This is a genomic window from Streptomyces sp. NBC_01341, from assembly GCF_035946055.1.
Classification (GTDB): Bacteria; Actinomycetota; Actinomycetes; order Streptomycetales; family Streptomycetaceae; genus Streptomyces.
Map to the genome: position 1 here is coordinate 5,975,753 of NZ_CP108364.1, position 24,025 is coordinate 5,999,777.

Consider the following 24,025-nt stretch of genomic DNA (forward strand, 5'->3'; position numbering starts at 1 on the left):
GGCGACCGCCCCGGGCCCGCCCGGCTACGCTGGCCGCGTGCCCTCTCCGCAGATGGGCGCAAAGCCGACAGCCGTCGCATCCCAGGGAGAACATCCATGGCCTCGTTGCCGACCCCCTCAGCTGACAGCCGGAACCGGGCCGCAGCGCTCCGCGAGGCGCTCGCCACCCGCGTGGTGGTGGCCGACGGTGCCATGGGCACCATGCTCCAGGCCCAGGACCCGACACTCGAGGACTTCGAGAACCTCGAAGGCTGCAACGAGATCCTGAACGTCACGCGCCCCGACATCGTCCGCTCGGTCCACGAGGAGTACTTCGCGGTCGGTGTCGACTGCGTCGAGACCAACACCTTCGGAGCCAACGCCTCCGCCCTGGGCGAGTACGACATCCCCGGACGGATCCACGAGCTGTCCGAATCGGGCGCCCGCATCGCCCGCGAGGTCGCCGACCGGTTCACCGAGTCCACCGGACAGCAGCGCTGGGTGCTCGGTTCCATCGGCCCCGGCACCAAGCTGCCGACGCTCGGCCACGCCCCCTACACGGTCCTGCGCGACGGCTTCCAGCAGAACGCCGAGGGCCTGATCGCCGGCGGCGCGGACGCGCTCATCATCGAGACCACCCAGGACCTGCTCCAGACCAAGGCGGCCGTCCTCGGCGCCCGGCGCGCCCTGGAGGCCACCGGCAGTGACCTCCTGGTGCTGTGCTCGCTGGCCTTCGAGACCACGGGCACCATGCTGCTCGGCTCCGAGATCGGGGCCGCGCTGACCGCGCTCGAACCGCTCGGCGTCGACATGATCGGCCTGAACTGCTCGACCGGCCCCGCCGAGATGAGCGAGCACCTGCGGTACCTCACACGCCACTCCCGCATCCCGCTCCTCTGCATGCCGAACGCCGGCCTGCCGGTGCTCACGAAGGACGGCGCCCACTTCCCGCTCGACGCCGAGGGTCTCGCCGACGCCCAGGAGACCTTCGTCCAGGAGTACGGGCTCTCCCTCGTCGGCGGCTGCTGCGGTACGACGCCGGAACACCTGCGCCAACTCGTCGAGCGGGTGCGCGGCGCGGCTCCGTCGGCCCGCGAGCCGCGCCCCGAGCCCGGCGCGGCCTCGCTCTACCAGACCGTCCCGTTCCGCCAGGACACCTCGTACCTCGCGATCGGTGAACGCACGAACGCCAACGGATCGAAGAAGTTCCGTGAGGCCATGCTCGAAGCGCGCTGGGACGACTGCGTGGAGATGGCCCGCGACCAGATCCGGGAGGGCGCCCACATGCTCGACCTCTGCGTCGACTACGTGGGCCGCGACGGCGTCGCCGACATGGAGGAGCTGGCCGGCCGCTTCGCCACCGCCTCCACCCTGCCCATCGTCCTCGACTCCACCGAGGTGCCCGTGCTGCGGGCGGGCCTGGAGAAGCTCGGCGGCCGCGCCGTGCTCAACTCCGTCAACTACGAGGACGGGGACGGCCCGGAGTCGCGCTTCGCCCAGGTCAGCGCGCTGGCCGCCGAACACGGCGCGGCGCTGATCGCGCTGACCATCGACGAGGAGGGCCAGGCCCGCACCGTCGAGCACAAGGTCGCCATCGCCGAGCGGCTCATCGAGGACCTCACCACCAACTGGGGATTCCACGAGTCCGACATCCTGATCGACTGTCTGACCTTCACGATCTGCACCGGTCAGGAGGAGTCCCGCAAGGACGGCATCGCGACGATCGGCGCGATCCGTGAGCTGAAGCGGCGCCACCCCGACGTGCAGACGACGCTGGGCCTGTCCAACATCTCCTTCGGCCTGAACCCGGCCGCCCGCATCGTGCTGAACTCCGTGTTCCTGGACGAGTGTGTCAAGGCCGGGCTCGACTCCGCGATCGTGCACGCCTCCAAGATCCTTCCGATCGCCCGGCTGGAGGAGGAGCAGGTCAAGGTCGCGCTCGACCTGATCCACGACCGCCGGGCGGAGGGCTACGACCCCCTGCAGCGGCTCATGGAGCTCTTCGAGGGCGTCAACACCAAGTCGATGAAGCAGGGCAGGGCCGAGGAGCTGAAGGCTCTGCCGCTGGAGGAGCGGCTCCAGCGCCGCATCATCGACGGCGAGAAGAACGGCCTGGAGGCCGACCTCGACGAGGCGCTGCTGACCAGGCCCGCACTCGAGATCGTGAACGACACCCTCCTGGCGGGCATGAAGGTCGTCGGCGAGCTCTTCGGTTCCGGCCAGATGCAGCTGCCCTTCGTGCTCCAGTCCGCCGAGGTCATGAAGACCGCGGTGGCCCACCTGGAGCCGCACATGGAGAAGTCGGACGACGAGGGCAAGGGCACGATCGTGCTGGCCACCGTCCGCGGCGACGTCCACGACATCGGCAAGAACCTGGTCGACATCATCCTGTCCAACAACGGCTTCAACGTCGTGAACCTGGGCATCAAGCAGCCGGTCTCCGCCATCCTGGACGCCGCCCAGGAGCACCGGGCCGACGTCATCGGCATGTCCGGTCTGCTCGTGAAGTCCACCGTGATCATGAAGGAGAACCTGGAGGAGCTGAACCAGCGCAAGCTGGCGGCCGACTACCCGGTGATCCTCGGCGGTGCGGCCCTCACCCGGGCCTACGTCGAACAGGACCTCCACGAGATCTACGAGGGCGAGGTCCGCTACGCCCGAGACGCGTTCGAGGGCCTCCGCCTGATGGACGCTCTCGTCGCGGTCAAGCGCGGCGTTCCCGGCGCCGTCCTCCCCGAGCTGAAGCAGCGCAGGGTGCCCAAGCGGGACACCCCGGCGGCAGAGGCGGAGGTGCCCGAGGAGGGCGTGCGCTCCGACGTCTCCGTCACCAACCCGGTCCCGGAGCCGCCCTTCTGGGGCACCCGGGTCGTCAAGGGCATCCAGCTCAAGGAGTACGCCTCCTGGCTGGACGAGGGCGCGCTCTTCAAGGGCCAGTGGGGCCTCAAGCAGGCCCGCGCCGGCGACGGACCGACGTACGAGGAGCTCGTGGAGACGGAGGGACGCCCGCACCTGCGCGGCTGGCTCGACAAGCTCCACACCGAGAACCTGCTCGAAGCCGCCGTCGTCTACGGCTACTTCCCCTGCGTGTCCAAGGGCGACGACCTGATCCTCCTGCACGAGGACGGATCCGAGCGCACCCGCTTCACCTTCCCGCGCCAGCGCCGCGGCCGCCGTCTCTGCCTCGCGGACTTCTTCCGTCCCGAGGAGTCGGGGGAGACGGACGTGATCGGACTTCAGGTCGTCACCGTCGGCTCGAAGATCGGCGGGGCCACCGCCGAGCTCTTCGAGGCCAACTCCTACCGCGACTACCTGGAGCTGCACGGCCTGTCCGTGCAGCTGGCCGAAGCCCTCGCCGAGTACTGGCACGCGCGGGTCCGCAGCGAGCTCGGTTTCGCGGGCGAGGACCCGTCGGACGTCGAGGACATGTTCGCGCTGAAGTACCGGGGTGCCCGCTTCTCCCTGGGCTACGGTGCCTGCCCCGACCTGGAGGACCGGGCGAAGATCGCCCAGCTCCTCGAGCCCGAACGGATCGGGGTCAAGCTCTCCGAGGAGTTCCAGCTGCACCCCGAGCAGTCCACGGACGCCATCGTCATCCACCACCCCGAGGCGAAGTACTTCAACGCACGGTAGCCAGGGCCTCTCGTTCGGATCGTCCAGACGAAAGACCCGAGGCGTTCGACGCGCGGTAGTGCCCGTTGCGCGCGCCGCGCGCGGACGAGTCGTAGACTGGTCGGTCCAGTGCAGGCCGGTCGCCGTTCCCACCGGGAAGGCGGCCGGCCTTCTCGTCCCTCATGGAGGTGTGCCGGATGACCAGTACGGTTCCCGCGTCCCTTACCCGTACGACCGATGGGTCGGCGCTGCAGGCGGTTCTGCTCGACATGGACGGCACGCTGGTCGACACCGAGGGATTCTGGTGGGACGTGGAGGTCGAGGTCTTCGCCGACCTCGGTCACCGTCTGGAGGAGGCATGGCGTGACGTGGTCGTCGGCGGCCCCATGACGCGCAGCGCCGGCTACCTCATCGATGTCACGGGTGCGGACATCGCCATCGAGGAGCTCACCGTGCTGCTCAACGACCGCTTCGAGAAGCGCATCGGCCGCGGTGTGCCGCTGATGCCCGGCGCCGCCCGGCTGCTGGGCGAGCTCGCGGCGCACGAGGTGCCCACCGCGCTGGTGTCCGCCTCGCACCGGCGCATCATCGACCGGGTCCTCGAATCGGTGGGCCGTCACCACTTCGCGCTCACGGTCGCGGGCGACGAGGTGGCCCGGACGAAGCCGCACCCCGAGCCCTATCTCGCCGCGGCGGCGGGTTTCGGCGCCGATCCGTGGCGCTGCGCGGTCATCGAGGACACCGCGACCGGGGTCGCGGCCGCCGAGGCCGCGGGCTGCCGTGTCGTCGCGGTCCCGTCCGTCGCACCCATCGCGCCCGCGCCGGGACGGGTCGTCGTCCCCTCGCTGGAACACGTGGATCTCGCCTTCCTCCGTGAGCTGGTCACGGAGGAGCGATAGCCGGTCCACGCAAGGTATTTCGTCGAGAGGCGACAGGAATCCGGGGCCGAAATCCGTCCGGTCCCGGCTTTCCCGCAGCCCGAAAATCAGGTCCATGTCAATGTAGGACATGGCGCGCCAACGTGATTTGCGTCACTCCGAACGCCAATCGAAGCACTTGCCGTCCGACCTCTCTGTCCGTTTCGTACACCCAAAAGTCCGGTTGGTGAAGCCGTGTACGAAACATTCCCGAGCGTGACATGGACAGCCGGTCATCGCCGATCACCGAGTGAATACGCGGCTGTCCGATGCCGGTCAGGTGCCCATGGCGGCGCCTACTAATCTCGGTTTTCTCACATGCCGGAATGAGGGAGAACGCCCAGATGAACCGCAAGACCCTGGTGCTGCCGGCCGTAGTGGGCCTGCTCGCGCCCGTGCTCGCCGCCTGTGGCGGGTCGGACGAGGGGGGCGAAGCCATCGTGGTCGGGACGACGGACCAGTTCATCGCCTCGGCGGACAGCCCGGCACCGCTCGACCCGGCGATCGGCTACGAAGCGGGCGTCTGGAACGTGCTCCGGCAGACCGTGCAGACGCTCACCCACATTCCGCGCGGCGGCGGCGAGCCGGTGCCCGAAGCGGCCCAGAGCTGCTCCTTCACCGACACGGAGAACGAGAGCTACCGCTGCACCCTGCGCGACGGTCTCACCTTCGCCGACGGCACCCCCGTCACCCCGGAGGACGTGAAGTACTCCATACAGCGGGTCATCGACATCAAGGACGAGAGCGGCCCGATCGGTCTGCTCGACAACATCGACACGATCGAGACCAAAGGCGAGAACCAGGTCGTCTTCCACCTCCGCACGCCGGACGCGACCTTCCCCTACAAGCTCGCGACGCCGCCGGCCGGCATCGTCCCGAAGGACAAGTACCCGGCGAAGTCCCCCCGCGAGGGCTTCCAGGTCGACGGTTCCGGCCCGTACACCATGAAGCCCGAGGTCAAGAACAACCAGGTCATCAAGGTGGTGTTCACCAAGAACCCGAAGTACAAGGGTGACCTGGAGATCAAGAACCAGAAGGTCGAGCTGGACCTCTTCCCCGACGCCGCGGCGATGGGCAAGGCGCTCGACGACGAGAAGATCGACATGATGACGCGCACCATGTCGCCCGAGCAGTCCCAGAAGCTCCTGGCGGAGCCGAAGGAGGGCGTCAAGCTCACCGAGATGCCCGGACTCGCCATCAGCTACCTCGCGTTCAACACCGAGGCCCCCGAGGTCAAGGACAAGGCCGTGCGCCAGGCCATGGCCCAGGTCATCGACCGAGGGACGATCGCGAGCAAGGTGTACGGCAGCACCGCCGAGCCGCTCTACTCGCTGATCCCGTCCGGCATCACCGGCCACACCACCTCGTTCTTCGACAAGTACGGCGAGCCGAACGTCTCGAAGGCCGCGGAGACCCTCGACAAGGCCGGCATCAGCACGCCGGTCAAGTTCACGCTGCACTACACGACGGACCACTACGGCCCCGCCACCAAGGCCGAGTTCGAGGCGCTGGCCAAGCAGCTCAACGCCTCGCAGCTGTTCCAGGTCGACATCGAGGGCAAGCCGTGGGACAAGTACCGCCCCGAGCAGAAGAAGGGCGAGTACGCCGTCTACGGCATGGGCTGGTTCCCCGACTTCCCGGACCCGGACACCTACACGGCGCCGTTCCTCGACAAGAACAACTTCCTGAACTCGCCGTACCGGTCGGCCCTGGCCCAGGACACGCTCATCCCGCAGTCGCGGCGTGAGGCCGACCGCAGCGCGGCGAGCCCGGCCTTCGAGAAGCTCCAGGACATCGTTGCCACCGACGTCCCCGTGCTGCCGATCTGGCAGGGCAAGCAGTACGTCGCCTCGCTCGACGGGCTGAACGGCGTCGAGTACGCCGTCAACTCCTCGGCCGACCTGCAGCTCTGGGAGCTGGGGCGCGGCACCTCCTGACGGAGCACCGTCCGGAGAACCGGTGCGGGCCGGGGCCTACGGCCCCGGCCCGCACCGGTTTCGTCGGCGTCGTCACTGTGCGCCGGGACGCACCAGGCCGCTCTCGTAGGCGTAGACGGCGGCCTGCACGCGGTCGCGCAGTCCCAGCTTCGTGAGCACGTGGCCGACATGCGTCTTGACCGTCGTCTCGCTCACGAACAGGTCGGCGGCGATCTCCGCGTTGGACAGTCCGCGCGCCACCAGCTTCAGCACCTCCACCTCGCGCTCGGTGAGCGTGTGCAGGGCGTCCGGGACGGGCTCCTCGCCCGACGGCAGGTGGTCGGCGTACTTGTCGAGCAGGCGGCGCGTGATGCTGGGCGCCAGCATCGCCTCGCCCGCGGCCACCACCCGGATGGCCTGCACCAGCTCGTTGGCGGGTGCGTCCTTCAGCAGGAAGCCACTGGCCCCCGCGCGCAGCGCCTCCACGACGTACTCGTCGAGGTCGAAGGTCGTCAGCACCAGGACCTTCGCCGGGCCGTCCCGGCCCGGCCCGGTGATCTGCCGGGTCGCCTCCACACCGTCCATCCGCGGCATGCGGATGTCCATCAGCACCACGTCGGGCTGCAGCGCCCGCACCTGTTCGATGGCCTGCAGTCCGTCGCCGGCCTCGCCGACCACCGCGAGATCACCCTCCGCCTCCAGGATCATCCGGAACCCGGTGCGCAAGAGAGGCTGATCGTCGACGAGCAGGACGCGGATAGCCACGGAATCTCCTTAAGGGCCTTCGAGGGCCACCGGTTGTCCGGCCTCGGACGGGACCGGTTCCATTCTGCCCTGCACACCCTCCACCGGGTCGGCCGGGCGGACGGACAGCGGATATACCGGGGGAGTCCCGCCGAACTCGGGGCAGACCGCCCGGTGGTCGCACCAACCGCACAGCTTCGTCGGCCTCGGCCGCCACTCGCCCGTCTCCGTGGCCACCCGGATGGCCTCCCACAGCGCGAGCAGCTTGCGCTCCATCCGCTCCAGGTCCGCCGGAACGGGGTCGTACGTCAGCACGTCACCGCTGCCGAGATAGACGAGCTGGAGGCGGCGCGGCACCACGTTCTTCAGACGCCACACCACCAGGGCGTAGAACTTCATCTGGAACAGGGCGCCCTCCGCGTATTCCGGCCGCGGCGCCTTGCCCGTCTTGTAGTCCACGATCCGGACCTCGCCGGTGGGGGCCACGTCGACCCGGTCGATCACCCCGCGCAGCCGGAGACCCGAATCCAGCTCGGTCTCCACGAACAGCTCCCGCTCGGCCGGCTCCAGGCGCGTGGGGTCCTCGAGGGAGAACCACCGCTCCACCAGCCGCTCCGCCTCGCCCAGCCACCCGGCGAGCCGCTCGCCCTCCGGATCGCCCGCGAACAGCCCGGTCAGCTCGGGCTTCGACTCGAGCAGCCGGTCCCACTGACCGGGGATCAGGGCTTTGGCCCTCGGTGCCGTACGGTCTGCCGCCGGAACGTCGAACAGTCGCTCAAGCACCGCATGCACCAGCGTGCCCCGGGTAGCAGCCTCGCTGGGCTTCTCGGGCAGCTTGTCGATCACCCGGAAGCGGTAGAGCAGCGGGCACTGCATGAAATCGCTCGCGCGCGACGGCGACAGGGACGAGGGTGGCGAAGGCGGGCGCGGTACGGACGTCATGTCGCAGACCCTACGGCCCGCCACTGACAGCCACCGGCATACCATCGACCACAGAGCTCGCGCACAGCACGACCGTGGCAGCAGCCACCGACCGGAGGGATCCCGTGGACGAGAGCGGCGACAGCGGGCGCCCGCAGCCCGGCGCAGGGGGCGAGGACCCCGGCACCGGGCCCGGCAAGGGCAAACCGCGACGTCCGGCCGACCCCGGCGGCGGCCTCCTCATGGGCCGTCCCTTCGGGGTGCCCGTGTACGTGGCCCCCAGCTGGTTCGTCGTCGCGGCACTGATCACGTGGGTGTTCGGCGGTCAGCTCGACCGCGTCCTGCCGGGACTCGGCGGAGCCCGCTACCTGGTCGCGCTCTTCTTCGCGATCGCCTTCTACGCCTCCGTCCTGGTCCACGAGCTCGCCCACACCGTCGCGGCCCTGCACTACAAGCTGCCGGTCCGCCGCATCCAGCTCCAGTTCTTCGGCGGCGTCTCCGAGATCGAGAAGGAGTCCGAGACCCCGGGACGCGAGTTCGTCCTCGCCTTCGTGGGGCCCCTGCTCTCACTCGTCCTCGCCGGGATCTTCTACATCCCGCTCCAGTTCGTCGAGGCCGGCACCGTCCCCGGCGTGCTCCTCGCCGGGCTGATGATCTCCAACCTCATCGTCGCCGCCTTCAACCTGCTGCCCGGCCTGCCCCTGGACGGCGGCCGGATGCTCCGCGCCGTCGTGTGGAAGATCACCGGCAAGCCCATGAGCGGCACCGTCGCCGCGGCATGGGTCGGCAGGGGGCTCGCCGTCACGGTCCTGATCGGCCTGCCCCTGCTCACCCACACCGGCACCCTCGGCAACTCCACCAGCGACATCGGCGGCCTGGAGACGGTCACCGACGCGCTGCTCGCCGCGATCCTCGCGGGCATCATCTGGACCGGTGCCGGCAACAGCCTCCGCATGGCCCGTCTGCGGGAGCACCTCCCCGACCTGAGAGCCCGCACCCTCACCCGGCGCGCGGTTCCCGTCGAGTCGGCCACCCCGCTGTCCGAGGCGCTCCGCCGCGCCAACGAGGCCGGCGCCCGCGCCCTGGTCGTCGTCGACGGACAGGGCAGCCCCAAGGGCGTCGTGCGGGAGGCGGCCATCGCCGGGGTCCCCGAGCACCGCCGCCCCTGGGTGCCCGTCAGCGGCCTCGCCCAGGACCTCACCGACGGCATGAAGGTCCCCGCCGAACTCGCCGGCGAAGCGCTCCTGGACCGGCTGAAGGCCACACCCGCCACCGAGTACCTGGTGATGGAGGAGACCGGCGAGATCTACGGCGTCCTGTCGACCGCCGACGTCGAGCGCGCGTTCGTCGCGGCCATGGCCCGTCCCTCGGCCTGAGGCCCCCGGAAGGCCGCCCCCGAAATACGGGTAGGCTGGCCGCATGTCCGAACCGACCGGTGCCGCCCGCCGTCGCGGCCCATTCAAAGTCGGGGACCAGGTCCAGCTCACCGACCCCAAGGGACGCCACTACACCTTCACGCTCGAGGCCGGAAAGAACTTCCACACCCACAAGGGTTCTTTCCCCCACGACGAGCTGATCGGTGCTCCCGAGGGCAGTGTTGTCCGAACCACGGGAAACGTCGCCTACCTCGCGCTGCGCCCCCTGCTCCCCGACTACGTCCTGTCCATGCCCCGCGGTGCCGCCGTGGTCTACCCCAAGGACGCGGGTCAGATCCTGGCCTTCGCCGACATCTTCCCCGGCGCACGCGTCGTGGAGGCGGGAGTCGGCTCCGGAGCGCTCAGCACCTTCCTGCTGCGCGCCATCGGTGAGCAGGGCATGCTGCACTCCTACGAGCGCCGCGAGGACTTCGCCGAGATCGCCCAGCAGAACGTGGAGCGTTACTTCGGCTCCCCGCACCCCGCCTGGGAGCTGACCGTCGGCGACCTCCAGGACAACCTGTCGGACACCGACGTCGACCGCGTCGTCCTGGACATGCTCGCCCCGTGGGAGTGCCTCGAGGCCGTCTCCAAGGCCCTGGTGCCCGGCGGCATCCTCTGCGCGTACGTCGCGACCACGACCCAGCTGTCGCGGACCGTCGAATCAATCCGCGAGATCGGCTGCTTCGCCGAGCCGCAGCCGTGGGAGTCGATGATCCGCAACTGGCACGTCGAGGGCCTTGCCGTCCGGCCGGACCACCGCATGATCGGCCACACCGGCTTCCTCGTCACCGCACGCCGGCTCGCGGACGGCGTCGAGCCGCCGCTGCGCCGCCGCCGCCCCTCCAAGGGCGCCTACGGCGAGGACTACGACGGTCCCGGCGCCCGGAGCGGCAGCGCGAACCGCGACTGACCTCCCAGAACGCACAGGCGCCGCCGCCGAGTTCCCCGGACCTGTCCGGGGAGCCGGCGGCGGCGCCTTTCCGTCTGTCCCGGCCATTCCGTCGGACCCCGCCGTTCCACTGCGGTGTGAGGTGTGGCACGATGCTGGCCACCCCCGCCCGCCGAGCTCCGCTCGGCACCGCCTCTACAGGCTTCCAGGAACCACATGGAGACATACCGCGTGCAGACCTCCGCGCTCCCGGACCTCGCGCACACCGACGCCAAGGCGGTGCACTGGCTCGCCACGGCCACGGCGATGGCGGCCGTGATCGCCGTCGCGGGGCTGCTCCAGCCCGAGGCGGCCACCGCCACGGCCTCGGCGTCCGAACACGGCGTGACCACCCGCCACGAGGGCGTCCCCGCCGCCCAGGCCCCCGACCCGGCCGGCGTTGCCTTCCCGCTCGACTGCGCCGGCGCCGGACAGACCGTGGCGGACAGCGCCCCCGGTGACCTCGACGGGGACGGCGCCCCCGAGACGGTCGCGGTCGTCCGCTGCGCGGCGGGTTCCGGCACCCCTCCCAGCGGCATCTACGTCGTCACACGGCGGAGCGGGGCCGCACCCAGGGTCGTGGCGACCCTGGTGGACCCCGCCCAGAAGCTGGCGGTCACCGACCTCGCCGTACGCGACGGCCGGATCTCGGCGAACCTGCTCGGCTACTCGTCGGCCGACGTGCCGCGCTGCTGCCCCGACGAACGGGAGAGCGTCTCCTGGCAGTGGAAGGGCAACGCCTTCGTCAGGTCCTCCGCTCCCGCCGGCGGCAGCGCGCGCCCGGCCTGAGCCGTCATTCGGCGTCCGGCCCGAACACTTCCACGTTGTCCGAGACGCGACGTACATGAATGCAGTCGCCTGGGCACTCCTTCGCCGAGTCCACCACGTCCTGGAGCAGGGGCAGCGGCACCGGTGTGGTGGCTCCCTTGTCCTGGAGCAACTCGTCCTCCGGGCTCTTGACGTACGCCAGACCGTCGATGTCCAGCTCGAACACCTCGGGTGCGTACTGCACACAGATGCCGTCGCCCGTACAGAGGTCCTGGTCGATCCAGACCTCGAGGTCCTGGGTCCCGGTGTCTCCCGGAGCGTCCTGCTGCACGGTCATGTGTCCTGCCGTTCCCTGCGTATCTGCACCAATTGAAGCCAGCCCTGACGGGTGTTGAACACTTCGACGATACAACCGGCTGCTTTCCGGTGCCGAAGGGTGGGTATTCCTCTGGCGTGAGGGAGGGCGCAAGGGTGAAGATCGGACAGACACCCGGGTCTTTGTGATCTAGGGGTTTCAATCATCACCCACCCAGGTAGGGTCAGGAAGCGTCCAGCTCCCCTTGGAGGAGGTGAGGACCGTGGCAGCCCACGACGACGAAATCAACCGCGGCATCCGGCCCGGGCGAGGGTCGGAAGACCCAGCCGGGCAGGTTGCCTTTCTCGAGCAGGAAATCGCCGTCCTGCGACGTAAGCTCGCCGACTCTCCGCGTCATACGAGGATTCTCGAAGAGCGGATCGTCGAGTTGCAGACCAGTCTGGCCGGCGTGTCCGCGCAGAACGAGCGGCTCGCCAACACGCTCCGCGAGGCCCGCGACCAGATCGTGGCCCTCAAGGAGGAGGTCGACCGGCTGGCCCAGCCACCGGCTGGCTTCGGTGTCTTCCTGCAGGCCAACGAGGACGACACCTGCGACATCTTCACCGGGGGCCGCAAGCTCCGGGTGAACGTGAGCCCGAGCGTCGAGCTCGAAGGCCTCCGGCGAGGCCAGGAGGTCATGCTCAACGAAGCGCTCAACGTGGTCGAGGCCATGGAATTCGAGCGGGCCGGGGACATCGTCACCCTCAAGGAGATCCTCGAGGACGGCGAGCGCGCCCTGGTCGTCGGGCACACCGACGAGGAGCGGGTGGTGAGGCTCGCCGAGCCTCTGCTGGACATCACCATCCGCCCCGGCGACGCCCTCCTGCTCGAGCCCAGGTCCGGCTACGTCTACGAAGTGGTCCCCAAGAGCGAGGTCGAGGAGCTCGTTCTCGAAGAGGTACCGGACATCGACTACAACAAGATCGGCGGTCTGGGCGACCAGATCGAACTGATCAGGGACGCGGTCGAGCTCCCGTACCTCCACCCGGACCTCTTCAAGGAACACGAACTGCGTCCGCCGAAGGGCATCCTGCTCTACGGTCCTCCCGGCTGCGGCAAGACACTCATCGCCAAGGCCGTCGCCAACTCGCTGGCCAAGAAGGTCGCCGAGGTGACCGGACAGCCCGCGGGGAAGAGCTACTTCCTCAACATCAAGGGCCCCGAGCTCCTCAACAAGTACGTCGGCGAGACCGAGCGGCACATCCGCCTCGTCTTCCAGCGTGCCCGGGAGAAGGCGAGCGAGGGCACTCCCGTCATCGTCTTCTTCGACGAGATGGAATCCCTCTTCCGCACCCGTGGTTCCGGTGTCAGCTCGGACGTGGAGAACACCATCGTCCCGCAGCTGCTCGCCGAGATCGACGGTGTGGAGGGACTGGAGAACGTCATCGTCATCGGCGCCTCGAACCGCGAGGACATGATCGACCCCGCGATCCTGCGGCCCGGCCGTCTCGATGTGAAGATCAAGATCGAGCGTCCGGACGCCGAGGCGGCGAAGGACATCTTCGCGAAGTACCTCACCCCCTCGCTCCCGCTGCACTCGGACGACCTGGCCGAGCACACGGGATCGAAGGAAGCGGCCGCCCACGCGATGATCCAGTCGGTCGTGGAGCGGATGTACACGGAATCCGAGGAGAACCGCTTCCTCGAGGTCACCTACGCGAACGGCGACAAGGAAGTCCTGTACTTCAAGGACTTCAACTCCGGAGCGATGATTCAGAACATCGTGGACCGGGCGAAGAAGATGGCCATCAAGGCATTCCTCGAGCAGGGCCAGAAGGGCCTGCGCGTCTCCCATCTCCTCCAGGCGTGCGTGGACGAGTTCAAGGAGAACGAGGACCTGCCCAACACGACCAACCCGGACGACTGGGCCAGGATTTCCGGAAAGAAGGGAGAGCGGATCGTCTTCATCCGCACTCTCGTCACCGGAAAGCAGGGCGCAGACACCGGTCGTTCCATCGACACGGTGGCAAATACCGGGCAGTACCTGTAAAACGCAGACCGGCTGCGGATGCCCGGCAGGGCATCCGCAGCCGGCCGTTTTCCAGGCAGGTCAGGCCACACCCGAACAATGACGCAATTGATCTCCCCACCGGCGCAGAGGCGCTCTAGGCTCTGACGTACCGCCGAGTCGCGCAGTGCGGGGACGGGCACCGCGGACCAGCAGCGGTACTTGAGCGCCGCTCCCGCAGGGGGCGCCGCCGGGCAAGGAGGGCCGCATGACCGTACGGCGAGTGATGGGCATCGAGACGGAGTACGGGATCTCCGTTCCCGGTCAACCCAACGCCAATGCCATGCTCACCTCGTCCCAGATCGTCAACGCCTACGCGGCGGCGATGCACCGGGCGCGCCGCGCCCGCTGGGATTTCGAGGAGGAGAATCCGCTGCGCGACGCGCGAGGCTTCGACCTCGCCCGCGAGACCGCCGACTCCAGCCAGCTCACCGACGAGGACATCGGCCTGGCCAATGTCATCCTCACCAACGGTGCGCGGCTGTACGTCGACCACGCGCACCCCGAATACAGCTCACCCGAGATCACCAACCCGCTGGACGCGGTGCTCTGGGACAAGGCCGGCGAGCGGGTGATGGCGGAGGCGGCGGAGCGTGCCGCCGCGATCCCCGGGGCCCAGCCGATCCACCTGTACAAGAACAACACCGACAACAAGGGCGCGTCCTACGGCACGCACGAGAACTACCTGATGAAGCGGGAGACCCCCTTCTCGGACATCGTGCGCCACCTGACACCGTTCTTCGTCTCCCGCCAGGTCGTCACCGGCGCGGGCCGGGTCGGCATCGGCCAGGACGGCCATGAGCACGGCTTTCAGATCAGCCAGCGCGCCGACTACTTCGAGGTCGAGGTGGGCCTCGAGACCACGCTCAAGCGCCCCATCATCAACACCCGCGACGAACCGCACTCGGACGCCGAGAAGTACCGCAGACTCCACGTGATCATCGGGGACGCCAACCTCTCGGAGATCTCGACCTATCTGAAGCTCGGCACCACCTCCCTGGTCCTTGCCATGATCGAGGACGGGTTCATCAACGTCGACCTGGCGGTCGACCAGCCGGTCCGCACCCTGCACCAGGTCTCGCACGACCCCACGCTGAAGCAGCTCGTCACCCTCCGCAGCGGGCGGACACTCACCGCTGTGCAACTTCAGATGGAGTACTTCGAGCTGGGCCGCAAATACGTCGAGGAGCGGTACGGGGCGGACGCCGACGAGCAGACCAAGGACGTCCTGGCCCGCTGGGAGGACACCCTGAACCGCCTGGAGAACGATCCGATGAGCCTGTCCGGCGAACTGGACTGGATCGCCAAGCGAGAGCTCATGGAGGGTTACCGGCGGCGGGACGGCCTGGACTGGGACGCCCCGCGCCTGCACCTCGTGGACCTCCAGTACGCCGACGTACGGGCCGACAAGGGCCTGTACAACCGCCTGGCGGCCCGGGGGAAGATCAAGCGGCTGCTCGACGAGAGCGACGTCGAGCGGGCCCGTACGAAGCCTCCGGAGGACACCAGGGCCTATTTCCGGGGCCGCTGCCTGGAGCAGTACGCGGACGACGTCGCCGCGGCCTCCTGGGACTCGGTCATCTTCGATCTGCCCGACCGCGACTCGCTGCAGCGGGTGCCGACCATGGAACCGCTGCGTGGCACACGTGCTCACGTCGAGGAGCTCCTGGACCGCTGCCGCACTGCGGAAGAGCTGGTCCGGACGCTGACGGGGGCCTGAAAGGCGCTCCGGCTGGGAATCAATGAGATGACCTCCGGACGTTGAGGAAAGTACCGGGCCAATGTCGGACCCCGTAGGTAGGGTCTGATCAAGTGCTTCGAACCGAGCGGGGTGAGCTACATGGCGACCAAGGACACCGGCGGCGGACAGCAGAAGGCGACGCGCACCAACGAGGAGACCGAGGAGCAGGCGCAGGACGCGCAGGCCTCCGAGGACCTCGCGGAGCGCCAGGAGAAGCTCAGCGACGACGTCGACGACGTCCTCGACGAGATCGACGACGTACTCGAGTCCAACGCCGAGGATTTCGTACGCTCGTTCGTCCAAAAGGGTGGCGAGTAACAGCCGGAGATCCCGTCCGGACGATCATCGGCGGACTCGCGCCGCCGGCCGGAGCTTTCCGTGGGGTGCCCTCGCGCGCACGGGCACCCCACGGAACCGCTTCCGCATCCAGGATCATGTTGATCACCGTCACGGGGCGGGTAGGGTCCGTGGCGTACCGTGCCGCACCTGCAATCCGGCCATCGGCAAGTCGGGGGATGATTCTGACTCCTTGCGCAGGGCCATCGCATACCTGGAGGGAAACGCGTGGAAGCCAACACTCGTAGCACCGGGCGTCTACCAGCTGCCTTCCTGACGCCGGGATCGTCCTCGTTCATGGACTTCCTGTCCGACCAGTCGCCCGGGATGCTTCCGGGGAACCGGCAGCTGCCGCCCATGAAGGGGGTCGTCGAGGCGCCGCACGGCACCACGATCGTGGCGGCGACCTTCCCCGGCGGCGTCGTCCTCGCCGGTGACCGGCGGGCGACCATGGGGAACATGATCGCGCAGCGCGACATCGAGAAGGTGTTCCCGGCCGACGAGTACTCGGCGGTGGGCATCGCCGGCACGGCCGGCCTCGCCGTCGAGATGGTCAAGCTGTTCCAGCTCGAGCTGGAACACTTCGAGAAGGTCGAAGGCGCCACGCTCTCCCTGGAGGGCAAGGCCAACCGGCTCTCCACGATGATTCGCAGCAACCTGGCGATGGCCATGCAGGGGCTGGCGGTCGTCCCGCTGTTCGCGGGCTTCGACGTCGACCGTGAGAAGGGCCGGATCTTCTCGTACGACGTCACCGGCGGGCGTTCGGAGGAGCACGGGTACGCGGCGACCGGATCCGGCTCCGTCTTCGCCCGGGGCTCGATGAAGAAGCTGTACCGCAACGACCTGACGGAGGAGCAGACGCTCACCTTGGTCGTGCAGGCGCTGTACGACGCTGCCGACGACGACTCGGCGACCGGTGGCCCGGACGTCGCGCGCCGGATCTACCCGATCGTCACCGTCATCACCGATGAGGGCTTCCGCAAGCTGGGCGACACGGAATCCTCGGAGATCGCGCGCGCGATCCTGGAGCGCCGGCTCGAGCAGCCCGACGGTCCGCGTGCCGCGCTGCTCTGACCGGTCCTGATGCTCCTCCGATGCACTCGTCACTGACAGAAAGGGACGGATAGCCGGTGTCGACGCCGTTCTATGTCTCACCTCAGCAGGCCATGGCCGACCGGGCGGAATACGCCCGGAAGGGCATCGCCCGTGGTCGCAGCCTGGTTGTGCTGCAGTTCGCCGACGGCATTGTGTTCGTCGGCGAGAACCCGTCCCGCGCGCTGCACAAGTTCAGCGAGATCTACGACCGGATCGGCTTCGCGGCCGCCGGCAAGTACAACGAGTACGAGAACCTCCGGATCGGTGGTGTGCGCTACGCGGATCTGCGGGGCTACACCTACGACCGCGACGACGTGACGGCGCGTGGGCTGGCCAACGTCTACGCGCAGACGCTCGGCACCATCTTCTCCAGCGCGGCCGAGAAGCCGTACGAGGTGGAGCTCGTGGTCGCCGAGGTCGGCGCGGGGCCCGAGGGCGACCAGATCTACCGTCTCCCGCACGACGGATCGATCGTGGACGAGCACGGCTCGGTCGCGGTCGGCGGCAACGCGGAACAGATCAGTACCTTCCTGGACCAGCGCCACCGTGACGGCATGTCGCTCGCGGAGGCGCTCAAGCTGGCCGTGCAGGCACTGTCTCGCGAGGCCAACGGCAACGAGCGGGAGATTCCCGCGGAGCGGCTCGAGGTCGCGGTACTGGACCGCACGAGGCCGCAGCAGCGCAAGTTCAAGCGGATCGTCGGGCGGCAGCTGGCCCGGCTCCTCGACGCCGACGGCGCCGGGGCCACCCCGACGGACGCCCCGTCGGACACGGAGGAGCCGGACAGCCCCGCGGCTCCCGCCGCCGGGACCGACACGCCGGACGCGGACACCGAGGGCACGGGCGGGTCGGCGAAGAAGTAGGCCGCTCCCGCGACAGCTCCGACGGTGCCCCGGGACGCGATGCGCGTCCCGGGGCACCGTCATGGGGCAGGCGGGGGAGCGGTGGAGCCGCGTACCACCAGGCCGACCGGGAGGTCGCTGTCGTCCGCGGGCCTGCCGTCCAGGACGGCCAGCAGGGCCGACATGCCGCGCCGCCCCACCCGTTCGGCGGGCAGGCGCACGGTGGTGAGCTCCGGCTCGACGGCGGTGGCCAGCGCCAGGTCGTCGAAGCCGGTCACGGAGATGTCGTCGGGGACCCGCAGCCCCCGTCGGCGGACCGCCTTGCAGGCACCGGCGGCCAGGATGTCGTCGTCACAGACGATCGCGGTCGGAAGCGGACCGGCGGACGTCAGGACGGCCTCGGTGGCCTCACGTCCGGCCCCCACGTCCAGCGGGGCGGTGACGGTGCGCACGACGGCCCCGGGGACCTCCCGCACCGCTTCGCCCAGGGCCCGGGCGCGCACCGCGAAGGTCCAGGTGTCCACGGCGGACGCCAGATGGACGATCCTGCGGTGCCCCAGTCCCAGCAGATGGTCCGTCACCTGACGCATGCCGTCCGCTATGTCGAGGTTCACCCGTGCCGCCGCGCCGTGGTCCTCGGGATCGCTGTCCAGCATCACCAGCGGCAGCCCCGCGGTCCTCAGCGCCCCCAGCGCGCCGGCGGCCATCGAGGAGGCGATCACGCCGTCGAGGGCCGCGCGGGCCGAGGCGAAGGGGTCCCGGGCCGGCCCGGTGCCGTCCGGCGACGGGTACAGGACGACACCGAAGTCGTGCTCGGCCGCGACGGCCGCGGCGCCGGTGTGGACGCGGGCGAAGAACTCGTTGGTGAGCGCGGGGACGACGAGGAGAGCGGTACGGGTGCGGCCCAGCCGGAGACTGCGGGCGGCCAGATTGGGCCGGTAACCCAGCTCCCGCGCACTGTCGCGCACCCGGTCGGCCGTCGCCGCCGACACCCGCCCGCGCCACTTGTCACCCAGCACCAGCGAGACGGTCGCCTGGGAGACACCTGCGGCCCGGGCCACGTCACGGCTGGTGGGCCGGGGTGGGGCGGGCTGCTGCGCGCTGCTCACTCGTGCCTCCGTGCTGTGCCGGCCGGACGCCCTGGGATGGACTCGCGGACTGTCCACATGGTACGTATGGGCGCAGACGTTATACGTAAAACCCCGAGGCTGCGAAGCCCGGCGGGGGAGAGGGGCGGACATGGCCGCGGGATATCTGGACATCCTCCGGGCGCGGCACGCCGCCCGGCTCCTGGCGGGCACGCTGGTGGGGAGGCTGCCGAACGGCACCGCCCACATCGCGATCGTCCTGTTCACCCGCGCGGAGGGCGGCAGCTACACGCTGGCCGGCGCCCTGGCGGCGGCGTACGGCCTCGCCACCGCCGTCGGGCAGCCGCTGCTGGGCCGGGCCGTGGACCTGCACGGCCAGCCGCGCGTGCAGTTGCCCGCAGCCGTCCTCTCCGCCCTCGGAATGGCCGCGCTGGCCCTGGCCGGGCTCGGCTCGCTCCCCGTGGCCTACGCCGCGGTGGTCGTGGCCGGTGTCTTCACGCCACCTCTGGAGGGCGGTCTGCGTGCCCTGTGGCCGACGGTGCTGGGCGGCGAGGACCGGGTGCACCGGGCGTACGCCATGGACGCGGTGGCGCAGGAGGTCATGTTCACCGTGGGGCCGCTCCTGGTGACGGTCCTGGTCTCGCTCTGGTCGCCGGCCGCCGCGCTGCTCGTCATCAACGCCATCGGAGTCCTCGGGGCGCTGTCCGTGGTGCTCTCCGAGCCCTCCAGGACCTGGCGTTCGGCGCCCCGTGAGGCGCACTGGCTGGGCGCCCTGCGCTCTCCCGGCCTGCTGGCCCTGCTGGGCGCGTTCTTCTTCGTCGGCCTCGCTCTCGGCTCGATCACGGTGGCCGGTGTCGCCTACGCCGACGACCACGGCAGGGAGTCCGTGTACGGCTGGCTGATGGCCGCTCTCGGCCTCGGAGCGCTGATCGGCGGAGTGGCGTACGGGGCGCGGCAGTGGGCCGGTACACCCGAACGGCGGCTTCGCGGCATCGTCGCCCTCCTGGCCCTGTGCTACCTGCCGTTGACGCTCACGCCCGGCGTCGCCGCCATGACCGCTCTGTCCGCGCTGGCCGGGGTCTTCCTGGCTCCGGCGATCGCCTGCTCGTTCATCGTGGTGGACCGTCACGCGCCGCGGGGCACGGTGACCGAGGCGTTCTCCTGGCTCGTGACGACCTTCGGGGTGGGTGCGGCGGCCGGAACGGCGGTGGCCGGCCCGGCCGCCGAGCTCGGCGGCACGGCGTGGAGTTTCGCCGTCGCGGGGGCCGGTGGAGTGGCGGCGTTGCTGGTCCTGCTGGCCACCGGAAGGGTCCTCGCAGCTCCCGGGCGTACGCCCGCTGTCGTGGCCGGTTCGGAAAATGATCGAAACGGTGCAGCCGAACCCGGTTTCAGCTCAGGCCATAAGGCGTAATGTTCAGTCATGGACCGCCGCATTTTCGGGCTGGAGAACGAGTACGGCGTCACGTGCACGTTCAGGGGACAGCGCCGACTGTCACCTGACGAAGTGGCGCGCTACCTCTTCCGCCGTGTCGTGTCATGGGGCCGCAGCAGCAATGTCTTCCTGCGGAACGGCGCCCGCCTGTACCTCGACGTGGGATCGCATCCGGAATACGCAACCCCCGAATGCGACAACGTGACGGAACTCGTCACGCACGACAAGGCAGGCGAACGCATTCTCGAAGGCCTGCTCGTCGACGCCGAACGCCGCCTGCACGAGGAGGGAATCGCGGGCGACGTCTATCTCTTCAAGAACAACACCGACTCGGCTGGAAACTCCTACGGGTGCCACGAGAACTACCTCGTCGCCCGCCACGGAGAATTCTCCCGGCTCGCGGACATCCTCATTCCGTTCCTCGTCACCCGTCAGCTGATCTGCGGTGCCGGCAAGGTGCTGCAGACGCCGCGCGGGGCCGTGTACTGCGTGAGCCAGCGGGCGGAGCACATCTGGGAGGGTGTCAGCTCCGCGACGACCCGCTCCCGTCCGATCATCAACACCCGGGACGAACCGCACGCCGACGCCGAGCGGTACCGCCGCCTCCACGTCATCGTCGGTGACTCCAACATGTCCGAGACGACCATGCTCCTGAAGGTCGGTGCCACCGACCTCGTGCTCCGCATGATCGAGGCGGGCACCGTGATGCGTGACCTGACCCTGGAGAACCCGATCCGGGCCATCCGGGAGGTCAGCCACGACATCACGGGGCAGCGCAAGGTGCGCCTGGCCAGCGGCCGGGAGGCATCGGCGATCGAGGTCCAGCGCGAGTACTACGAGAAGGCCGTCGACTTCGTCGAGCGCCGCGGCATCCGCACCGGCAACGTCGACCAGGTCCTCGAACTGTGGGGCCGCACGCTGGACGCCATCGAGGCCGAGGACCTCGACCGGATCGGCACCGAGATCGACTGGGTCATGAAGTACAAGCTCATCGAGCGGTACCGGGCCAAGCACAACATGACCATGTCGAATCCGAGAGTCGCTCAGATAGACCTCGCCTACCACGACATCCACCGCCGCCGCGGGCTCTACTACCTCCTGGAGCGGAAGGGGCAGGCCGCCCGTATCTGCAACGACATGAAGATCTTCGAGGGCAAATCGGTGCCCCCGCAGACCACCAGGGCGCGCCTGCGCGGTGACTTCATCCGTCGGGCCCAGGAACAGCGCCGGGATTTCACCGTCGACTGGGTCCACCTCAAGCTCAACGACCAGGCGCAGCGCACCGTGCTGTGCAAAGACCCCTTCCGTTCGGTCGACGAGCGGGTGGAAAAGCTGATCGCGGGCATGTGACCGACGGAGAACACCGGCCTCGTATGCGACCGGGCCCCGTACGTTCCTCGTACGGGGCCCTTCGCTCGGCCTGAGGGCTTGTCCCGCCAGGGTTTGCGGGACAGCCCTTAGAGTGTCGGGGACCACTCACGTGCCGTCTGAGATCTGAGGAACCAGTGCGCCGACTTGCCGGCCTTCTCGTCGTCCCCCTTCTGCTGCTGTCCGCAGCGGCATGCGGCGACGACAAGGCCTCCGACTCCGCCTCGACCGAGAAGGGCGTTCCCGCGATCACGGCGGGAGCCGAGTTCGGCGAGAAGCCCACCCTGGCGAAGGGTGAGGGTGACCCCCCCAAGGAACTGAAGACCGACGTCATCAGTGAGGGTGACGGCGCGAAGCTCAAGAACGGCGACGCGATCCAGGTCAACTACCTCGGACAGGCCTGGGACTCCACCAAGCCGTTCGACAACAGCTTCGACCGCAAGCAGCCCTTCGACCTGACGCTCGGTGCGGGCATGGTCATCCAGGGCTGGGACAAGGGTCTCGTCGGCCAGAAGGTCGGCAGCCGTGTCGAGCTGGTCATCCCGCCGGACCTCGGCTACGGGGCGCAGGGCCAGGGCGACATCAAGCCCAACGCCACCCTCGTCTTCGTCGTGGACATCGTGAAGGCGACGCAGATCCCCGCCTCCGCCAAGGGCACCGCCGTCGCCCAGGACAACATCGACCTGCCCAAGGTCGGTACCAAGACCGACGGCAAGGCCCCGACGGTCACGATCCCCAAGAGCGACCCGCCGAAGAAGCTGGTCTCCAACTACATCCTCGAGTCCGACGGCGAGGTCATCAAGGACACCGACAGCGTGGTCGTGAACTACGTCGGTCTGCTCTGGAAGGGCAGCAAGCCCTTCGACAACACCTACGAGGCGGGCAAGACCCAGACGTTCCCGCTGGCGCAGGTCACCCTCAAGGGGCTGAAGAACGGTCTGGTCGGCAAGAAGGTCGGCAGCCGCGTCCTGCTGGTCATCCCGCCGGACCAGGGTTTCGGTGACAAGGCGCAGCAGGCCGTGCCCGCCAAGTCCACCCTCGTCTTCGCCGTGGACCTCCTGGCAAAGATGTAAGACTGTCCCGGTTGACCAGTTCATCAGTAAGAGGAGCAGTTCAGTGAGCATCGAGAAGCCCGAGATCGACTTCCCGGGTGGCGAGCCGCCGGCCGACCTGGAGATCAAGGACATCTGGGAGGGCGACGGACCGGTGGCCGAGAAGGGCCACAACGTCTCCGTCCACTACGTCGGCGTGGCCTTCTCCACCGGCGAGGAGTTCGACGCCTCCTGGAACCGCGGCACGCCGCTCAAGTTCCAGCTCGGTGCCGGCCAGGTCATCGCGGGCTGGGACCAGGGCGTCCAGGGCATGAAGGTCGGCGGCCGCCGCCAGCTGACCATTCCCGCGCACCTCGCCTACGGTGACCGCGGGGCGGGCAGCGCCATCGCCCCGGGTGAGACGCTGATCTTCGTCTGCGACCTCGTCGCGGTCTGATCCCCCCGGTACAGGAGCGAGGGCCCGCGCCGCAAGGCGCGGGCCCTCGCTTTGGTCCGGACACCCCGGAGCGGTACGGTCGACGGTCGGAGAGCACGTCGAGAAAGGGCGTCGATGGCGATTGCCAAGGCCGAACGGCTGATGAACCTGGCACTGTGTCTGCTGGGTACCCGGCGCCCGCTCAGCAAGCGTGAGCTCCGCGGATCCATCGAGGCATACCTGGAGGCGGGCTCCGACGACTCCTTCAACCGGATGTTCGAGCGCGACAAGGACGATCTGCGCGAACTCGGCCTGATCATCGAGACCGTGGAGAACCTGGACGGCGACATGGGCTACCTCGCCCGCCGGGACAGCAACCGGCTGCCCCCCATCACCCTGGACGCCGAGGAGGCCGCCGCCCTCGGGCTCGCCGCCAAAGTGTGGCAGCAGGCCCGCCTCGCCGGGGCGGCCAGCGGCGCCCTGCAGAAACTGCGCGCGGCCGGGATGCCGGAGGCCGAGGACGACTACGAGCCGCACAGCGCCCTCGAACCCCGCATCCCGGTTCACGAGGCCGCCTTCGAGCCGCTGATGCTGGCCTGCCGGGACCGCCGCCCGGTCACCTTCGACTACCGCAAGGGGAACGCCGCCCGCCCCGAGCAGCGCCAGGTCGAGCCCTGGACGCTGGAGTGCTGGCGCGGCCACTGGTACCTGGCGGGCTGGGACCGGGACAGGGGGGCCGAGCGCGTCTTCAGGCTGTCCCGCATCGCGGGCCGCGTCCGCTCCCGCGCCGGCGCGTTCACCGCGCCCGTTCCCGATGCGGTGACCGTCCGGGAGACCGTCGAGAGCTGGGCCGGTGAGACCGCCACCAGGACGGCTCGTATCCGTCTGCGTACCGGCGCCGGATACCCGCTGCGCTCCCGCGCCCTTTCGGTGCGGGAACTCGGTGACGGCTGGGACGAGTTGGAGATCCCGTACGGACACGGCCTGGACGCCTGGCTCGTCGAGTTCGGTCCGGACGTGGTCGTCGGCGAGCCCGCCGACCTGCGGGCCGACGTGATGGACCGGCTGCGCGCCGTGGCCAAGGACTGAGGGG

Annotated in this window: 20 protein-coding genes and 1 pseudogene; 17 read left to right on the plus strand and 4 right to left on the minus strand. The window is 69.3% G+C overall.

Features of this window, described 5'->3' with window-relative positions:
* Window positions 1-96 precede the first annotated feature (96 nt).
* The 3 genes from metH (at window position 97) to OG206_RS26335 (ending at window position 6,442) form a co-directional block, all read left to right on the plus strand.
* Window positions 97-3,609: a methionine synthase gene (gene metH / locus OG206_RS26325; protein ID WP_327120291.1), complete on the plus strand. Its 3,513-nt coding sequence runs from the start codon at window positions 97-99 to the stop codon at window positions 3,607-3,609.
* Window positions 3,610-3,785: 176 nt separating this feature from the next.
* Window positions 3,786-4,487 (plus strand): HAD family hydrolase, encoded by a 702-nt coding sequence (locus tag OG206_RS26330; RefSeq protein ID WP_327120293.1) that lies wholly within the window; start codon window positions 3,786-3,788, stop codon window positions 4,485-4,487.
* Window positions 4,488-4,849: 362 nt separating this feature from the next.
* The gene (locus OG206_RS26335) at window positions 4,850-6,442 is read left to right on the plus strand and encodes an ABC transporter substrate-binding protein (protein WP_327120295.1); all 1,593 of its coding nucleotides are present in this window, start codon (window positions 4,850-4,852) and stop codon (window positions 6,440-6,442) included.
* A gap of 72 nt (window positions 6,443-6,514) precedes the next feature.
* Here the strand turns inward: OG206_RS26335 and OG206_RS26340 are convergent, their stop codons facing one another.
* Window positions 6,515-7,186: a response regulator transcription factor gene (locus OG206_RS26340; RefSeq protein WP_327120297.1), complete on the minus strand. Its 672-nt coding sequence runs from the start codon at window positions 7,184-7,186 to the stop codon at window positions 6,515-6,517.
* 9 nt (window positions 7,187-7,195) lie between these two features.
* Complete coding sequence (locus tag OG206_RS26345; RefSeq protein ID WP_327122410.1) at window positions 7,196-8,041, minus strand: RecB family exonuclease; 846 nt, start codon at window positions 8,039-8,041, stop codon at window positions 7,196-7,198.
* Window positions 8,042-8,211: 170 nt separating this feature from the next.
* On the opposite strand from OG206_RS26345, the gene OG206_RS26350 reads away from it, so the two are divergent.
* The 3 genes from OG206_RS26350 to OG206_RS26360 all read left to right on the plus strand — a co-directional run bounded on the left by OG206_RS26350 (window position 8,212) and on the right by OG206_RS26360 (window position 11,221).
* A complete protein-coding gene (locus OG206_RS26350) occupies window positions 8,212-9,462 on the plus strand; it encodes a site-2 protease family protein (RefSeq protein ID WP_327122411.1) in 1,251 nt (416 codons plus the stop codon).
* 43 nt (window positions 9,463-9,505) lie between these two features.
* Window positions 9,506-10,414: a tRNA (adenine-N1)-methyltransferase gene (locus OG206_RS26355; RefSeq protein WP_327120299.1), complete on the plus strand. Its 909-nt coding sequence runs from the start codon at window positions 9,506-9,508 to the stop codon at window positions 10,412-10,414.
* Between the two features lie 210 nt (window positions 10,415-10,624).
* On the plus strand, window positions 10,625-11,221 hold the full coding sequence (locus tag OG206_RS26360) for a hypothetical protein (protein ID WP_327122412.1): 597 nt from the start codon (window positions 10,625-10,627) through the stop codon (window positions 11,219-11,221).
* A gap of 4 nt (window positions 11,222-11,225) precedes the next feature.
* Here the strand turns inward: OG206_RS26360 and OG206_RS26365 are convergent, their stop codons facing one another.
* Window positions 11,226-11,537 carry a ferredoxin gene (locus OG206_RS26365; RefSeq protein ID WP_327120301.1) on the minus strand — a complete coding sequence of 104 codons (312 nt, stop codon included), beginning with the start codon at window positions 11,535-11,537 and terminating at the stop codon, window positions 11,226-11,228.
* A 241-nt stretch (window positions 11,538-11,778) separates the two neighbouring features.
* Here OG206_RS26365 and arc point away from each other — a divergent pair, with 241 nt between their 5' ends.
* The 6 genes and pseudogenes from arc (at window position 11,779) to prcA (ending at window position 17,598) form a co-directional block, all read left to right on the plus strand.
* Window positions 11,779-13,545, plus strand: coding sequence for a proteasome ATPase (gene arc, locus OG206_RS26370; protein ID WP_327120303.1), 1,767 nt, complete (start codon window positions 11,779-11,781; stop codon window positions 13,543-13,545).
* 226 nt (window positions 13,546-13,771) lie between these two features.
* Window positions 13,772-15,283 carry a depupylase/deamidase Dop gene (dop, locus tag OG206_RS26375; RefSeq protein WP_327120305.1) on the plus strand — a complete coding sequence of 504 codons (1,512 nt, stop codon included), beginning with the start codon at window positions 13,772-13,774 and terminating at the stop codon, window positions 15,281-15,283.
* Window positions 15,284-15,403: 120 nt separating this feature from the next.
* Window positions 15,404-15,622: a ubiquitin-like protein Pup gene (locus OG206_RS26380; protein ID WP_327120307.1), complete on the plus strand. Its 219-nt coding sequence runs from the start codon at window positions 15,404-15,406 to the stop codon at window positions 15,620-15,622.
* A 115-nt stretch (window positions 15,623-15,737) separates the two neighbouring features.
* Window positions 15,738-15,917, plus strand: a pseudogene (locus OG206_RS26385) (endonuclease domain-containing protein); the annotation flags it as partial.
* Window positions 15,869-16,714 (plus strand): proteasome subunit beta, encoded by an 846-nt coding sequence (gene prcB, locus OG206_RS26390; protein ID WP_327120309.1) that lies wholly within the window; start codon window positions 15,869-15,871, stop codon window positions 16,712-16,714. The pseudogene OG206_RS26385 and the gene prcB, both read left to right, overlap by 49 nt.
* Window positions 16,715-16,770: 56 nt before the next feature.
* A complete protein-coding gene (prcA, locus tag OG206_RS26395; protein WP_327120311.1) occupies window positions 16,771-17,598 on the plus strand; it encodes a proteasome subunit alpha in 828 nt (275 codons plus the stop codon).
* A gap of 59 nt (window positions 17,599-17,657) precedes the next feature.
* Here the strand turns inward: prcA and OG206_RS26400 are convergent, their stop codons facing one another.
* Window positions 17,658-18,686 (minus strand): LacI family DNA-binding transcriptional regulator, encoded by a 1,029-nt coding sequence (locus OG206_RS26400; protein ID WP_327120313.1) that lies wholly within the window; start codon window positions 18,684-18,686, stop codon window positions 17,658-17,660.
* A 130-nt stretch (window positions 18,687-18,816) separates the two neighbouring features.
* Between OG206_RS26400 and OG206_RS26405 the strand changes: the two genes are divergently transcribed.
* From OG206_RS26405 to OG206_RS26425, 5 genes are all read left to right on the plus strand, one after another.
* On the plus strand, window positions 18,817-20,076 hold the full coding sequence (locus tag OG206_RS26405) for an MFS transporter (RefSeq protein ID WP_327120315.1): 1,260 nt from the start codon (window positions 18,817-18,819) through the stop codon (window positions 20,074-20,076).
* Between the two features lie 9 nt (window positions 20,077-20,085).
* On the plus strand, window positions 20,086-21,447 hold the full coding sequence (gene pafA / locus OG206_RS26410) for a Pup--protein ligase (protein WP_327120317.1): 1,362 nt from the start codon (window positions 20,086-20,088) through the stop codon (window positions 21,445-21,447).
* A gap of 155 nt (window positions 21,448-21,602) precedes the next feature.
* Window positions 21,603-22,538 carry an FKBP-type peptidyl-prolyl cis-trans isomerase gene (locus OG206_RS26415; protein WP_327120319.1) on the plus strand — a complete coding sequence of 312 codons (936 nt, stop codon included), beginning with the start codon at window positions 21,603-21,605 and terminating at the stop codon, window positions 22,536-22,538.
* 43 nt (window positions 22,539-22,581) lie between these two features.
* Entirely contained in the window at window positions 22,582-22,953 is a 372-nt protein-coding gene (locus OG206_RS26420; RefSeq protein WP_327120321.1) for an FKBP-type peptidyl-prolyl cis-trans isomerase, read from the plus strand.
* 114 nt (window positions 22,954-23,067) lie between these two features.
* Window positions 23,068-24,021: a helix-turn-helix transcriptional regulator gene (locus OG206_RS26425; RefSeq protein WP_327120323.1), complete on the plus strand. Its 954-nt coding sequence runs from the start codon at window positions 23,068-23,070 to the stop codon at window positions 24,019-24,021.
* Window positions 24,022-24,025: the final 4 nt, after the last annotated feature.